Below are 14306 nucleotides of genomic sequence, written 5' to 3'. Positions count from 1 at the left end.
TGACACCTATGGGGAATTGGCGTGCCCATAACCACCGGTGCCCCCGCGCCCGGACGGGGGCGACGGGGGCACTCGACCGGCACGGCTCACGCGTGGCCGAAGACGATGCTCTCCGGCTCGTACTTCTCGCCCGGCTTGCCGGTGTCCGGCTTGGCCGGCTCCAGCAGGTGGTCGGCCTCGTCGCCGAAGATCCCGTTCTCGATCGCGTTCTTCCGGTCGGCACTCGGCTCGGTGTACTCGGTCGGGTTCGAGGTCGCGGCGACCGCGCCCTCGACAGCCTGGCCGGCCTCCACAGCGGAGTCCGGGGCCGGGGTCTGCGCCTGGTTCTCGGGCGTCGACGGCACCGGGGTCTCGCTCTGGTCGTTGGCCATTGGCGGCCGCCTTTCGGTCATCAAATGTCGTCGGCCCGACCGGCTTGGCGCGGGCGCGGGCACAGTATCGTAGGGTTGATTAAATGTCCGATAAACATCGTGCGACTTGCGGGACCGTCCGGCAGAGTCGGGCGTCCGCCTAAGCTGAAGCACCGCGGCGGACCGCCGAGCGCCCTTTCACGAAATCGACACCACAGGCCATCGGGGGACTTCATGGAGTTTCAGGAGACGCCGCCCTCGCCCGCGCTGCGCTTCCAGGTCCTCGGCCCGGTCCAGGCCTGGCTCGACGGGAAGCCCGTCTCCCTCGGCTCCCCCCAGCAACAGGCGGTCCTGAGCGCCCTCCTGCTGCACGCCGGCCGCCCGGTCACCACCCAGGACCTGGTCGACGCCCTGTGGGGCGATCGCCCGCCGGCCCAGGCGGTCGCCGCCCTGCGGACCTACGTCTCCCGGCTGCGCTCGGTCATCGAGCCGCGCCGCGAGGTCCGCGCACCCGCCGAACTGCTGGTCTCGGTCGCCGACGGCTACGCCCTGCGCATCCCGGGCGAGGCCCTCGACCTGACGGTCTTCGAACGGCTCTGCGCCGAGGCCGCGGCCGCCCGGACGAACGGCGACAAGCAGGACGCGCACCGGCTGCTCACCGAGGCACTGGGCCTGTTCAGCGGCCGCCCGCTCACCGGCATCCCCGGCCCCTACGCCGACACCCAGCGGCTCCGACTGGCCGAGCGCCAGGTGGCCGCCGCCGAGGACCTGTGCGCCGCCGCCCTCACCATCGGGCAGCACGCGGAAATCGTCGGAGAGCTCAACAACCTGACGACGGAACATCCGCTGCGCGAACGGCTGCGCGAACTCCTGATGCTGGCGCTGTACCGCTGCGGCCGCCAGGCCGAGGCCCTCGGCGTCTACACCGACACCCGCAAACTGCTCATCGAGGAACTCGGGGTGGAACCGGGCGTCGGCCTGTCCACGATGCACACCCGCATCCTCGCGGCCGACCCCGCGCTCGCCCTCCCGGCCGTGCCCGAAGCGGCGGCGAAGGACCGGCCCACCGCCCCGGCACCGGCCCAACTCCCGGCCGATGTCCTGGACTTCAGCGGCCGCACCGAGCTGGTGAGCGACCTCTCGACGGTCCTGATGAACGCCACCGGCCAGGCCGTGGTGGTCACTTCGCTGGCCGGCATCGGCGGCGTCGGGAAGACCACCCTCGCGGTCCACGTCGCCCACCGGGTCCGGGCCGAGTTCCCGGACGGACAGCTGTACGTCGACCTGCGCGGCGCCGGCGCCTCGCCGGCCGACCCGGTCGTCGTCCTCGGCGACTTCCTCCACGCCCTCGGTGTCACCGAGAACCCGGAGTCGATGGAGCAGCGCGCGGCGCTCTACCGCTCGCTGCTCGCCAACCGGCGGATGCTCATCCTGCTGGACAACGCACGGGACGCCGACCAGATCCGGCCGCTGATCCCGGGCGTCTCCGGCTGCGCGGTGCTCGCCACCAGCCGTTCCCGGCTCGCCGGCATCCCCGGCGCGCAGCTGTTCGACGTCGAGGAGCTGACTCCGCGGGAGGCCCTGGCGCTGTTCTCGGCCATCGTCGGGGAGCAGCGGGTCGCCGCGGAGCCGGAGGCGGCCATGGCGGTGGTCACCGCGTGCGGCTTCCTGCCGCTGGCGGTCCGCATCGCCGCCGCCCGGCTGGCCAGCCGGCCGCGGTGGAGCGTCTCCGACCTGGCCCGTCGGTTAGCCGACCAACGTCACCGCCTGGACGAGCTCCAACTCGGCAACCTCGCCGTGGAGACCACCATCGGGCTCGGCTACGGACAGCTGTCCACCGCCGAGGCCCGCGCCTTTCGACTGCTCGCGCTGATCGACTCCCCCGACATCCCGCTCGCGGCCGCCGCGGCACTCCTCGGCGTGGACGAGGACACCGCCGAGGAGCTCGTCGAGGCCCTGGTGGAAGCGAACATGCTGGAGTGCTTCACCCCCGGCCGCTACCGCTACCACGATCTGCTCCGCCTCTACGCCCAGCGGCAGAACGACCGGTCGGGCGACGGCGGGGAGCAGGAACGGGCCGTCCTGCGGCTGCTCGACCTGCTGATCCCGACCGTCCGCAACGCGGCCCGGACCCTCGAACCGGACGACCCCGAGCCCGAGCTGCTCACCACGCCGTCCTCGCCCGGGATCGGCCTGCCGACCAGCGGTTCCGCCCAGTCCTGGCTCCGGAGCGAGAGCGCCCTCCTGCTCAACTCCACGGCGGCGGCGGCGAACGGGCCCCGCTCCTCGCAGCACGCGGCGATCGACCTGTTGATCCTGCTGTACGGCCTCGATCCGGACCCGACCCACGGCCCCCAGGTACGGCCGGTCCTGGAAGCCCTCGGACGCGAGGCGGAGCTCCGCGACGACTCCGCCGCACTCGCCCGGGTGCACTTCGTCCTCGGGGCCCTGAACTACGTCACCAGTGACTTCCAGGGCGCCGAGCACTCGCTGCGCCGCAGTCTGGACCACCAGTCACCGGACGTCCCGACCGTCCAGCTGCTGGCCACCGCCAACATCCTGGGAGTGATCCTGAGCCTGGGCAACCGCCCGGCCGAGGCCCTGCCGTTCATGGAACAGGCCCGGGCCACCAGCCAGGCGGTGGGCGCGCCGACCGCCGAGGCCCGCATCGTCAGCAACATGGCCCGGGCACAGCACCGGCTCGGGATGACCGAGACGGCGGTCCGGTCCGCCGGTGACGGTGTCGCCGCCGCCCGGGAGTCCAAGAACGGCCCGCTGCTCGCCCAGACTCTCTACCAGCTGGGTGTGGTGCTCTCCGGCGGCGACGCCGTTCCGCACCTGCGGGAGGCGCACCGGCTCTACCAGTCGCAGCAGAACCCCCTGTGGGAGGGCTACACCCTGGCCAGGCTCGCCTCGGCCCTGCTGGTCGCCGAGCAGCCCGCCGAGGCGGCCTCGGCGGCCGGCGAGTCGCTTGCGATCGGCCAGGAGCTGGGCTCCGCGTACTGCCAGGGCCTGGCGAACGCCGCACTGGGCGAGGCCCTGTTGGCGCTCGCCCAGCCGGCTCGCGGACTCGCCTGCCTCCAGGAGGCCCATGCGATCTTCACGCGGCTCGGTGTGCCTGAGGCCTCCCCCGTGGCGGACCTCATCTCCCAGCAGCACACCGAGCCCCTCTCTCCCCCCGCGCCGTAAGGCTTCCGCTCCCCCGCGGAGAACCTCCCCCGTTCCGCGCGTCGGCGCCCCCGCAGCCCCCCGGCTGCGGGAGCGCCCTCAACGCTTCCCCGGCGCTGGACTCCACTGTGCACCGGACCGATTGACGTTCGATAAACGTCCGATAGTCAGCCTGCGGATCGGCAAAACCGCAGGTCATCGACGTTCCCCTGGCGCGCTGTCCGGCGTGCGCGGCCGCGCGCACAACCCCGCCCGCACCCCCGTGCTTCCGCAACCCCGGCCACAACCACCCAAGCGCGGCGAGTTGGCCGGAAAGGGACCCCACGGCACAGTGATCACGCATATTCTCAGATGCCAGTACGCACACGAGTGTCTGCTCGGAAACGCATCGGGGTGCAGTCCGTCCGCGTGGTGCGCAGAGCGTGACGTACCGCCACCGGCAGCGGCCCGCGGGGCCGCGGAGGAGCCACCGGAGGCCACGGGTGGAAGGGTGCCTCGCAACGTGACGACCGGACAGATATCGGACCCGTTCCCCGTCGACGAGGACGCCGGCGACGACGAACCCGAGGTACGGCGGCGGCGGGCGGCCCGGGCACTGCAGGCGGTCGCCTTCGACACCATCGGCACGGAGTACGGCGAGGCGTTCCCCGCCAAGGACGGACAGCTGGCCTGCGGCCGGCGGCTGCTCGCCGAGCTCGAACCCGGCGCCCGGGTGCTGGACGTGGGCTGCGGCACCGGCGAACCGACCGTCCGCCAGCTGGTCGCCGACGGCCTGCGGGTGACCGGCGCGGACCTCTCCGACGGCATGCTCACGCTGGCCCGGCGGACCGCCTTCCCAGGCGTTTTCGCGCCGGTGTTCCATCGGATCGACCTGTACGATCTGGCCACCGAGCGTGCGGACCGGGTCTGGAACGCCCCCGAACTGGGGCCGGACGGCCGGGGCCGCTTCGCCGCCGTCACCGCGTTCTTCTCGCTGATCCTGCTGCCGCAGGACGAGATCCCGACCGTGCTGCGGCAGCTGCGCGAACTCCTGCGGCCGGGCGGACTGCTGGCGCTCGGTATGGTCGAGGCGGACCTGGATCACGTTCCGCTTCCGTTCCTTGGCAGAGAGCTGCGGATCAGTGGGTATCTGAGGGAGGATCTGGAGCGGGTTCTGGTCACGGCCGGCTTCGCCGTCGAGGAGTGCTCGGGGCATCCGTACGCGCCGGCCAGTACCTCGCTGCCGCCGGAGGAACAGCTGTTCCTGCGCTGTCGACGCGTCGGCTGATCGAACCGGGACAGGCCCGGCCGCACCCGCGGCCGGTGCAACAGAACAGCTCACCGACCACACCGAATCCAGGACAGGCAGCCGTGCGCGACCAGCTCAAGACCGAGGCGGAGCAGCCGCCCGCCGTCCCGGGCCAGCGCCGCCAGGTCCCGGCCGCGACACCGGCCCCGGCGACGGCCCCGCCGGCAGCCCCGGTACGACGGGCGGGCGCACGGCCGGAACGCACCGAGATGGCGGACCGCCTGGCGTACCTCGACTCGGCGACCCGGCGGATCAACAGCGCCCTCGACCTCGCCGCGACTCTGCGCAACATCGGCCGGGTGCTGGTCCCGACGCTCGCCGACGCCGCCGTCGTCCACCTGCGCGACCCGCTGCCCAACGTCGAACGCGAACCCGGCTTCCCGGAGGAGCTGCGGATACACCACAGCACCGGCACCCGGATCGGCCGCCGCGGCCGCCCGAGCGGTCTGGACGACCGGCGCCGCTCCCGCTACGGCGCCCGCTCGACCGCCGACGGCGGCCCGGCCACCCCGGTGACCCGCGGCGGGGCGCTCGCCCACGCCCTGCTGAGCCGCCGCCCCGCCGAGGCCGCCGTCCTCGGCACCCCCGCCGCCGAACGCGCCGAGACGCTGCTGCGCGAGCTGTACGGCACCCGCGGGGTGGCCCGGCTGGCCGCCGGGACCTCCGTCCTCGCCCTGCCGCTGCGCGGGCGCAAGGCCGTGCTCGGGCTGCTGATACTGATCCGCCGCCCTCCCGAACGCACCGGCCGCCCGGTCTTCGACGCCGCGGACACCGCGACCGCGGCGCACCTCGCCACCCAGGCCGGGCTGGCCGTGGACACCGCACTGCGCTACGCCCGCGAGTGGGAGATCGCCAACGAACTCCAGCGCAGCATGCTGCCGCTGCGCCTGCCGCAGTCGCACGGTGTCCGGATCGCCCAGCGCTACCTGCCCGGCGAGCGCGGCGCACAGGTCGGCGGGGACTGGTACGACGCCGTCCCGCTGCCCGGCAACCGGGTCGCCCTGATCGTCGGCGACGTGATGGGCCACTCGCTCACCTCGGCCGCCATCATGGGCCAGCTGCGCACCAGCGCCCAGACCCTGGCCGCCCTCGACCTGCCGCCGCACGAGGTGCTCTACCACCTGGACGAACAGGCCCAGCGGCTCGGCCGGGAACAGCACCTGGCCACCTGCGTCTACGCGGTGTACGACCCGATCGCCAACCGGGTGGTGATGGCCAACGCCGGACACGTCCCACCGGTGCTGGTCCGCCCGGACGGCATCGCCGAACTGGTCGAACTGGACTCCGGAGCACCGATCGGCGTCGGCGGAGTGGACTTCAACTCCGTCGAACTGCCCGCACCGCCCGGCTCGGCCCTGCTGCTGTTCACCGACGGCCTGGTGGAGACCCGCACCCGCCCGATCAGCGACGGCCTGGAGATGCTGCGCGCCCGGATCGCCGCCGCCCGCTGGCAGTCCCCGGAGCAGCTGTGCCAGGAGGCGCTGCGGATCCTGCCGCCCGGCGACCGCGGCGACGACATCGCCCTGCTCGGCGCCTGCTTCGACGGCATCCCGGCCGGGGACGTCGCGCACTGGTACCTCCAGCCGCGCAACGAGACTCCGGGCCGGGCCCGCCGACTGGCCGCGCACACGCTGCGCCGCTGGGGGCTGGACGAGCTGAGCGAGGCGACCGAGCTGATGGTCAGCGAGCTGGTCACCAACGCCGTCCAGCACGCGACCCGGCCGGTCACCCTGAGCCTGGTGCGCACCGCCCGGCTGCGCTGCGAGGTCGGTGACGACAGCCCGCTGCTGCCGCGCCCGCGCCGCACCGGGCCGGAGGACGAACGCGGGCGCGGGCTGCAGATAGTGGCCCGGTGCGCGGACCGCTGGGGTGCGACCAGGCTGGGCACCGGCAAGGTGGTCTGGTTCGAGCAGCGGCTGCCCGCGGGGATGTGACCGCGCCCCCTCCAACGCGGGGGCGCGAACGCGGGGGCGCCCGGCGGGAACGGATCCCACCGGGCGCCGGGGCTTCCGGGGCCGGGGCCGTCAGATCCGGGTCGGCTCCACGGCCGGCTGCTCGGCCGGCTCCCGCGTCCCGTCCCCGGCCGGCCGTCGCGCGAGCCGGGCCATCAGCTGCTCGCCCTCCATGTCCACCCGCGGCACGACCTTCTCCAGCCGCTTCGGGAACCACCAGGCGGCCTTGCCGAACAGCGCCATCGCGGCCGGCACCAGCGCCATCCGCACCACGAAGGCGTCCACCAGCACGCCCACCGCGAGGGCGAAGCCGATCGGCTGGACGACCGGGTCGTGGCCGAAGACGAACGAGCCGAACACCGCCACCATGATCAGCGCGGCCGCCGTGACCACCCGGGCCCCGTTCCGCACCCCGGCCACCACGGCCTCGCGCGGCGCCGCGCCGTGGACGTGCTGCTCCTTCATCCCGGAGACCAGGAACAGCTCGTAGTCCATCGCCAGCCCGAACAGCACGCCGATCAGCAGGATCGGCACGAAGCTCACCACCGGCCCGACCTTGGGCACGTCGATCAGCCCGTCCAGCCAGCCCCACTGGTAGACCGCGACCACCGCGCCGAGCGAGGCGGTGACGCTGAGCAGGAAGCCGGCCACCGCCTTGAGCGGGACGAGCACCGAGCGGAACGCCAGCGCCAGCAGCACCACCGCGATCCCGACGATCACCGCGAGGAAGGGCGGCAGCGCCTGGCCGAGCTTGGTGGAGACGTCGATGTTGGCGGCCGTGGTGCCGGTGACGGCGATGTCCGCGCCGGTCTCCGCCTTCAACTCCGCCTTCCGGTCGCGGATCTCGTTGACCAGCGCCTCGGTGTCCGCGTGGTCCGGACCGGTCTGCGGGATGACGGTCACCAGCGCGGTGCGGCTCTCCTGGTCGACGGTCGGCGGCAGCAGCGTCCCGACGCCCTTGAGGGTCTGGAGCTTCGCGGCCACCTCCCGCACCGCCTGCTCGGGCTGCGGGGCGCCGTGGGCGTCCACCACGACCACCAGCGGAGCGTTGAAGCCCGGCCCGAAGCTCTCGCCGACCAGGTCGTACGCCTTGCGCGCGTCCGTCCCGGCGGCCTGCGAACCGCCGCTCGGCAAACCGAGGTTCAGGCTCGCGGCGGGCACCGCCAGGGCGCCCAGCCCGGCCAGGGCGACCAGCAGGACGGGCAGTGGGCGGCGGACCACGAAGCGGCCCCAGCGCTCGCCCATGGTGGTGCGGCCGTTGGCGGTCAGGGCCCGCTTCCAGATCGGCAGCCGGTCGATGGCCCGGCCGGTGAAACCGAGCACGGCGGGCAGCAGCGTGATCGCGACCAGGACGGCCACCACGACGGCCCCGGAGGCGGCCAGACCCATCACGGTGAGGAAGGGCACGCCCGCGACGGCGAGTCCGGCGAGCGCGACGACCACGGTCAGGCCGGCGAAGACGACGGCGCTGCCGGCGGTCGCGGTGGCCCGGGCGGCGGCCTCCTCCGGCTCCAGGCCCTCGTCCAGGTGGCGGCGGTACCGGAAGAGGATGAACAGCGCGTAGTCGATGCCGACCGCGAGGCCGACCATCAGGGCCAGCACCGGCGCGGTGGTGATGATCTCGAAGGAGCCGGTGAGCGCCAGCAGGCCGGCCATCGTCACGCCGACGCCGACCAGCGCGGTCAGCAGCGGCAGCCCGGCGGCGACCAGCGTGCCGAGGGTGACCACCAGCACCAGCCCGGCCACCACCAGGCCGATCGCCTCGCTGCCGCCCTCGATCCGGGCCATCGTGTTGTACGCGTCGCCGCCGAAGGCCACGTCCAGCCCGGCCGCGCGGGCCGGCTCGGCGGCGGCCTTCACCGCGTCGCGCTGCTGGTCGGTGACGTCGGCGAGCTTGTGGTCGAAGGAGACCAGCGCGAGCGCGACCTTCCCGTCCGGCGAGAGCGCGCCGGTGGCGTACGGGTCCGGCACCGCGGCCACGCCCGGCACCTGGGCGATCCGGGCGACGGACTCGCCGACCGCCCTGACCGCCTCGGGCGTCCCGATGCCGCCGGGCGCGCCGGCGGCGAAGACGACCTGCGCGGAGCCGTGGCCCTGCGCCGGGAAGGTGTCCTTGATCCGGTCCAGGGTGGCCTGCGCCTCGGTGCCCGGGACCTTGAACTCGTCGGTGGTCTTGCCGGCGAAGGCGCCCGCGACCCCGCCGACGGCGAGGAGCAGGGCGATCCAGACGGCGGCGACGGCCCGTCGCCGCCGGAAGCAGTATCGGCCCAGTCGGTACAGGTACGTGGCCATCGGCGGTCCCTCGGGTCGGTCAGGGCAGGTCGCGTCCCACCGTAGACCGAACTTTGTCGGGTGACAAAGTTGGACGACAAGATCGCACGACACAGTTGCCCGCCCGTGGCGCTACCCTGACTGGATGGCCCACGTCCCCGCCTCCGAACGCCGACCGCAACTGGTCCAGGCCGCGATCGACCTGATGACCAGGGAGGGAATCGCCGCCGGCAGCACCCGCGCGATCGCGGCCGAGCTGGGCGTGGCACAGGCGACGGTGCACTACACCTTCGGCACCAAGAAGGACCTCTACCGAGCGGTCGTCCAGCAGCTGAAGTCCGACTTCGTCGGCGAGGTGCGCGCCGCCTCCCCCGGCGACGGCGCGTTCGGCGAGCAGGTCCGCACCCTGGTGCTCGCGCTCTGGGAGGCCGCCACCGGCGAGCACGGACGCTGCGTGCTGCTGAGCGAGTTCGGGGCGCTGGCCATGCGCGACCCGGACATGCAGGAGATCATGCTCGGGCTCCAGCACGACATCGAGGGCACCGCCACCGAGATGCTCGACGCCCTCGCGGCCGCCCACGGCCTGAGCCTGGCGCTGCCCGCCCGCCGGATCGCCGTCCACTTCCTCGGCGGCTTCGACGGCCTGACGGCCCGCCACCTCACCCTGCGCCGGCCCGGCGACCGGCCCGACCAGGACACCCTGGAGGCGCTGGAGCTCCTCGTCGCGACGACGGTCGGACTCTGCCTGGGCACCCCGGCCGCCCGCCCCGAGCCGGGCCGGCACGGGGGCCGGGACACCCTGGGCTAGGGCCTGTCTTCAAACCCCCGCAGGCGGGGGTTTGAAGACAGGCCCTAGGACACGATCCGGACCGGCAGCTCGACCAGCACCTCGCGCAGCGCGGCCGCGAAGCGCTCGTACTCGGCGTTGCGGGCCGAGCCCGGCCGGACGGCCAGCCCGATCCTGCGGCCGGGCTGCGGTGCGGCGAAGCGGACGGCGGCCAGCCGGTCGGTGCGCCCGGCCTCGACGTCCAGCGCGGTGGCGGGCAGCAGGGTCACCCCGAGGCCGCCGGCGACCAGCTGGACCAGGGTGGACAGGCCGGCCGCGCGGGTGGTCGAGCCCGCCGGGTCGGCGCCGACCTCGCGGCAGATGTCCAGCGCCTGGTCGCGCAGGCAGTGGCCCTCCTCCAGGAGCAGCACGTCCAGGTCGAGCAGCACGTCGCGCGGGACGTCGATCCGCCCGGCGAGCGGGTGGCCGGGCGGGGTGAGCAGGACGAAGTCCTCGTCGAACAGCGGGATGTCCTTGGTCGGCGAGGCCCCGCCGGCCGGCAGCGCGAGCAGCAGGACGTCCAGCCGCCCGGCGGCCAGGCCCTCCAGCAGCGAGGGGGTGCGCTCCTCGTGGACGTGCAGTTCCAGGTCCGGGAAGCCGTCGCGGACCAGCCGCAGCACGGTGGGCAGCAGATAGGGCGCGACGGTCGGGATGACGCCCAGGTGCAGCGGCCCGGTGAACGGACGGCGGGCGGCCTCGACCTCCTCGGTGAGGGCCTGCAGCGAGGCGAGCACCCGGCGCGCGTGCTGGTGCACACGCTCCCCCAGTGGGGTGACGATCACCTTGCGCGTCGTACGCTCGACCAGCTGTGCGCCCAGCGACTCCTCCAGCGCCGCGACCGCCCCGGACAGCGCGGGCTGGCTGGTCCCGGTGGCGGCGGCGGCCTCCCGGAAGTGCCGGTGCTCGGCCACCGCGACGAAGGCGCGCAACTGGGCGACGGTCGGGGTGCGCGGGCTCCGGGCTGTGGCGCTCGCCACAGTCGGGTCGCCCTTGGTGCCGCCGCTGCGGCGGGAACCCGGCCGCGACGTGGGGGATTCAGTACTGATAACAATCTCCGATCAGACACATCCAGTGTAGCTATTTCCCTGATCAGTCCACGATGTGGAACTGTGAGTGGTGTCCGGATTCCGGACAAGCTCCCCTCATCTCACTTCAGGAGAAGCGAACGTGCTCACGATCGGTGACAAGTTCCCCGAGTTCGACCTCAAGGCCTGTGTCGACCTGGACGCCGCGAGCGCCTTCGCCGATATCAACCACAAGTCCTACGAGGGCAAGTGGAAGATCGTCTTCTTCTGGCCGATGGACTTCACCTTCGTCTGCCCGACCGAGATCGCCGCGTTCGGCAAGCTGAACGACGAGTTCGCCGACCGCGACGCCCAGGTTCTCGGCGTCTCCGGCGACTCCGAGTTCGTGCACCACGCCTGGCGCAAGGACCACAAGGACCTGCGCGACCTGCCCTTCCCGATGCTGGCCGACATCAAGCACGACCTGATGCGCGCCTGCGGCGTCGAGGGCGAGGACGGCACCGCCCAGCGCGCCGTCTTCATCGTCGACCCGAACAACGAGATCCAGTTCGTCATGGTCACCGCCGGCTCCGTCGGCCGTAACCCCAAGGAGGTCCTGCGGGTGCTGGACGCCCTGCAGACCGACGAGCTGTGCCCGTGCAACTGGAACAAGGGCGAGGACACCCTCGACGCCCAGGCCCTGCTGGCGGGCTGACCCATGGCTCTCGACGACCTGAAGGCCGCCCTCCCGGACTACGCCAAGGACCTCAAGCTCAACCTGGGCTCGGTCATCGGCAACTCCGACCTCCCCGCCCAGCAGCTCTGGGGCACCGTGCTGTCCTGCGCGATGGCCACCCGCAGCCCCGGCCTGCTGCGCGAGCTGGAGCCCGAGGCCAAGGCCAACCTGTCCCCGGAGGCGTACAACGCCGCCAAGGGCGCGGCCGCGATCATGGGGATGAACAACGTCTACTACCGGACGCTGCACCTGCTCTCCGACAAGGAGTACAGCACGATGCGGGCCGGTCTGCGGATGAACATCATCGGCACCCCGGGCGTCGAGAAGGTCGACTTCGAGCTCTGGTGCTTCGCGGTCTCCGCCATCAACGGCTGCGGCCAGTGCCTCGACTCGCACGAGGCCGTGCTGCGCAAGGCCGGCGTCGAGCGCGAGGTCGTCCAGGCCTCGATGAAGATCGCCGCCGTCCTCCAGGCCGTGGCCGGCGTCCTCGACTCCGAGGCCGCCCTCGCCGCCGTCACCGCCTGACGCACCCGGCACCCCGACGGGCCCTCCCGGACACCATGTCCGGGAGGGCCCGTCGTCGTTCTCCGCACCGGAAGTCCGGCACGGCGGAGGGTCAGTCGGCGGCGGGTGCGGCCGGCGCGGCGGAACCGGTGGCCGCGGTGCGCTCGCCGGTGCGCCCGGCGCTGCGCCCGGCGGCCTGTCCGGCCGTCCGTTCGGCGGCCTCGCGAGCGGCTTCGAGCGCGGTGAAGACGGCCTGGCCGGCCTCGTTGCGCCGACGCAGGTGGGTGACCACGGTGTTGGTGACGGCGATCAGCGGGACGGCGACCACCGCGCCGCCGATGCCCCCGATGATGCCGCCGGCCGCGACGCCGAGCACCACGCCGAGCGGGTGGACCCTCACGGCCCGGCCGAGGATCAGCGGCTGGAGGATGTGACTCTCCACCTGCATCACCACCACCAGCACCACCAGCACCATCAGCGCCGTCCACGGCCCCTGGGTGACCAGCGCGATCAGCACCGCGACGGTGCCGGTGACCAGTGCGCCGACCAGCGGGACGAAGGCGCCCAGGAAGATGATCACGGCCAGCGGCAGGGCCAGCGGCACGCCCAGCAGATCGACGCCGATGCCGATGCAGAGCGCGTCGATGAAGGCCACGCAGACCGTGCCGCGCACATAGGCGGTGAGCGTCGCCCACGCCTTCGGGCCGGCCCCGGCCATCGCGAAGCGGGAGTGCCGCGGCAGCCCGCGCAGCGCCCAGTTCCAGATCTTCGCCCCGTCGTAGAGGAAGAAGAAGGTGGTGAAGAAGGTCATCAGCAGTGCGGTCAGCACCTCGACGGCGATCTGCGCGCCGGTGATCGAGGCCGAGGTGAGCTGATCGGTGTTGGTGGTGATGGCCTTGGTGATCTGGTTGGCGAAGTCGGTGATCTGCTGCTGGGTCAGGTGCAGCGGCCCGGTGACCAGCCAGTCCCGCATCTGGTTGACGCCGGTCTTCACCTGGGTGGTGACGTCCGAGAGGTTGGTCGACACCTGCCAGACCACGAACCAGCCGACCAGTCCGATGCCGGCGAGACCGCTGAGGAACACCCCGCCCGCCGCCAGCGAGCGCGGCACCCCGCGCCGGCGCAGCCAGGAGACCGAGGGCTCCAGCAGCGCGGTGATCAGCAGCGAGGCCAGCACCGAGAAGGCGACCAGCCGCAGCATGTCGACCACGTAGAAGACGACGTAGAGCGCGGCTCCGAGCAGCAGCAGCCGCCAGGTCGACTCCGCGGCCACCCGCAGCCCCCACGGCACCGCCTCGGCGGGGGTGGCCGGGCGGCCGGGGTGGTACTCCCGCCCGAACCCGGTGTGCGCGACCGGCGCGGGCGCGGTGACCGGGGCCGCCGCGGCGGACGGCGGGACCGCCTCGGCCGCCGGGGCCGGGTCGGCCCGCGGGACCGGGACCGGTCCGGGCACCTCGGCGAGTGCCGGGACAAGTGCCGGGACGTGCCCGTCCACGAGCGCCGGAACGTTCCCGGCGGCCGGCCCCGGAAGGGCCGGCTCGTGCGGGTCGGCCGCCATCGCGGCCCGCCGGCGCCGTTCGATCACGGCGGCCGCGCTCGCCACCACGGCCATGCCCTTGGCCACGGCCTTGAAGGCCTTTCCGCCCCGCGCCATCCTCGCTACCACCGCTCCACTGCCGAACCCGCCGTGCCCGGCGGTACGCCGCGGGTCCCGCCGCGGCCGTCAGGGATGACGCTACCCGGCGAGGGCGCGGCCAGTCCGGCCGCGGGCCCGTTCGACTCGAACCTCCCATGCCGACGAACCGGACAAAACGCAAGGTTCCATCCGGTTTCGGATGCGGTCCGCTGGGGAGGAGTCGGGACGAGACCCCGGAGCCCGGCCACCGAGGTCGCCCCGCGGCCAACTGCCGGCGGACCGGCCGGTGCGGGAAGCAACCAGGACCCCTTTCCGCGCCCCGCGTCCGCAACCGGGACCGCACCGCCCGAGGGCGCACTGGTCAGCGCAGCCCGGGCGGCGCGGTCCGCAACCGGGCTCGCACCCCGCACCCCTCGGGCCAACGCCCGGGCGACACCCGTGTCCGAGAACGCCGCGGCCCCCGGCCGCTCGCCCGGGGGGGGGGGAACGGCGGGGGGCGCGGGTCCCCCCCCCCCCGGGGGGGCCCCCGGGGGGGGGGGCGGGCCCCCGCCGCGGCGTCAGGGGGTGAGGA

Annotated in this window: 10 protein-coding genes; 6 read left to right on the top strand and 4 right to left on the bottom strand. The window is 73.5% G+C overall.

Annotated elements, in window-relative coordinates; all coding sequences use genetic code 11:
• Positions 1-86: 86 nt before the first annotated feature.
• Positions 87-371 (bottom strand): hypothetical protein, encoded by a 285-nt coding sequence (locus ACFVVA_RS31690; RefSeq protein ID WP_387694199.1) that lies wholly within the window; start codon positions 369-371, stop codon positions 87-89.
• 213 nt (positions 372-584) lie between these two features.
• Between ACFVVA_RS31690 and ACFVVA_RS31685 the strand changes: the two genes are divergently transcribed.
• From ACFVVA_RS31685 to ACFVVA_RS31675, 3 genes are all read left to right on the top strand, one after another.
• A complete protein-coding gene (locus tag ACFVVA_RS31685; protein WP_387694198.1) occupies positions 585-3539 on the top strand; it encodes a BTAD domain-containing putative transcriptional regulator in 2955 nt (984 codons plus the stop codon).
• Between the two features lie 574 nt (positions 3540-4113).
• A complete protein-coding gene (locus ACFVVA_RS31680) occupies positions 4114-4785 on the top strand; it encodes a class I SAM-dependent methyltransferase (RefSeq protein WP_387694249.1) in 672 nt (223 codons plus the stop codon).
• An 83-nt stretch (positions 4786-4868) separates the two neighbouring features.
• Positions 4869-6740 (top strand): SpoIIE family protein phosphatase, encoded by a 1872-nt coding sequence (locus ACFVVA_RS31675; protein ID WP_387694197.1) that lies wholly within the window; start codon positions 4869-4871, stop codon positions 6738-6740.
• 90 nt (positions 6741-6830) lie between these two features.
• Here the strand turns inward: ACFVVA_RS31675 and ACFVVA_RS31670 are convergent, their stop codons facing one another.
• Entirely contained in the window at positions 6831-9050 is a 2220-nt protein-coding gene (locus ACFVVA_RS31670) for an MMPL family transporter (protein ID WP_387694196.1), read from the bottom strand.
• Positions 9051-9174: 124 nt separating this feature from the next.
• On the opposite strand from ACFVVA_RS31670, the gene ACFVVA_RS31665 reads away from it, so the two are divergent.
• On the top strand, positions 9175-9837 hold the full coding sequence (locus ACFVVA_RS31665; RefSeq protein ID WP_387694195.1) for a TetR/AcrR family transcriptional regulator: 663 nt from the start codon (positions 9175-9177) through the stop codon (positions 9835-9837).
• A 44-nt stretch (positions 9838-9881) separates the two neighbouring features.
• Here ACFVVA_RS31665 and ACFVVA_RS31660 read toward each other — a convergent pair whose 3' ends face one another.
• Positions 9882-10832, bottom strand: a complete 951-nt coding sequence (locus tag ACFVVA_RS31660; protein ID WP_387694194.1) for a LysR substrate-binding domain-containing protein — start codon at positions 10830-10832, stop codon at positions 9882-9884.
• Positions 10833-11022: 190 nt separating this feature from the next.
• On the opposite strand from ACFVVA_RS31660, the gene ACFVVA_RS31655 reads away from it, so the two are divergent.
• Entirely contained in the window at positions 11023-11574 is a 552-nt protein-coding gene (locus tag ACFVVA_RS31655; protein ID WP_359899505.1) for a peroxiredoxin, read from the top strand.
• A gap of 3 nt (positions 11575-11577) precedes the next feature.
• Complete coding sequence (locus tag ACFVVA_RS31650) at positions 11578-12120, top strand: alkyl hydroperoxide reductase (RefSeq protein ID WP_359899503.1); 543 nt, start codon at positions 11578-11580, stop codon at positions 12118-12120.
• 91 nt (positions 12121-12211) lie between these two features.
• Here the strand turns inward: ACFVVA_RS31650 and ACFVVA_RS31645 are convergent, their stop codons facing one another.
• Positions 12212-13753, bottom strand: coding sequence for an AI-2E family transporter (locus ACFVVA_RS31645; RefSeq protein ID WP_387694193.1), 1542 nt, complete (start codon positions 13751-13753; stop codon positions 12212-12214).
• Between the last annotated feature and the right edge of the window lie 553 nt (positions 13754-14306).

Origin of the sequence: Kitasatospora sp. NPDC058048, from assembly GCF_042885555.1 — a bacterium.
GTDB classification, from domain to species: Bacteria; Actinomycetota; Actinomycetes; order Streptomycetales; family Streptomycetaceae; genus Kitasatospora; species Kitasatospora lactacystinica.
This window is presented reverse-complemented; position numbering and strand designations above follow the sequence as displayed.

Coding starts and splice junctions, on each gene's coding strand:
- ACFVVA_RS31690 (WP_387694199.1), bottom strand. CDS start 371: ATGGCCAACGACCAGAGCGAGACCCCGGTGCCGTCGACGCCCGAGAAC.
- ACFVVA_RS31685 (WP_387694198.1), top strand. CDS start 585: ATGGAGTTTCAGGAGACGCCGCCCTCGCCCGCGCTGCGCTTCCAGGTC.
- ACFVVA_RS31670 (WP_387694196.1), bottom strand. CDS start 9,050: ATGGCCACGTACCTGTACCGACTGGGCCGATACTGCTTCCGGCGGCGA.
- ACFVVA_RS31665 (WP_387694195.1), top strand. CDS start 9,175: ATGGCCCACGTCCCCGCCTCCGAACGCCGACCGCAACTGGTCCAGGCC.
- ACFVVA_RS31650 (WP_359899503.1), top strand. CDS start 11,578: ATGGCTCTCGACGACCTGAAGGCCGCCCTCCCGGACTACGCCAAGGAC.
- ACFVVA_RS31645 (WP_387694193.1), bottom strand. CDS start 13,753: ATGGCGCGGGGCGGAAAGGCCTTCAAGGCCGTGGCCAAGGGCATGGCC.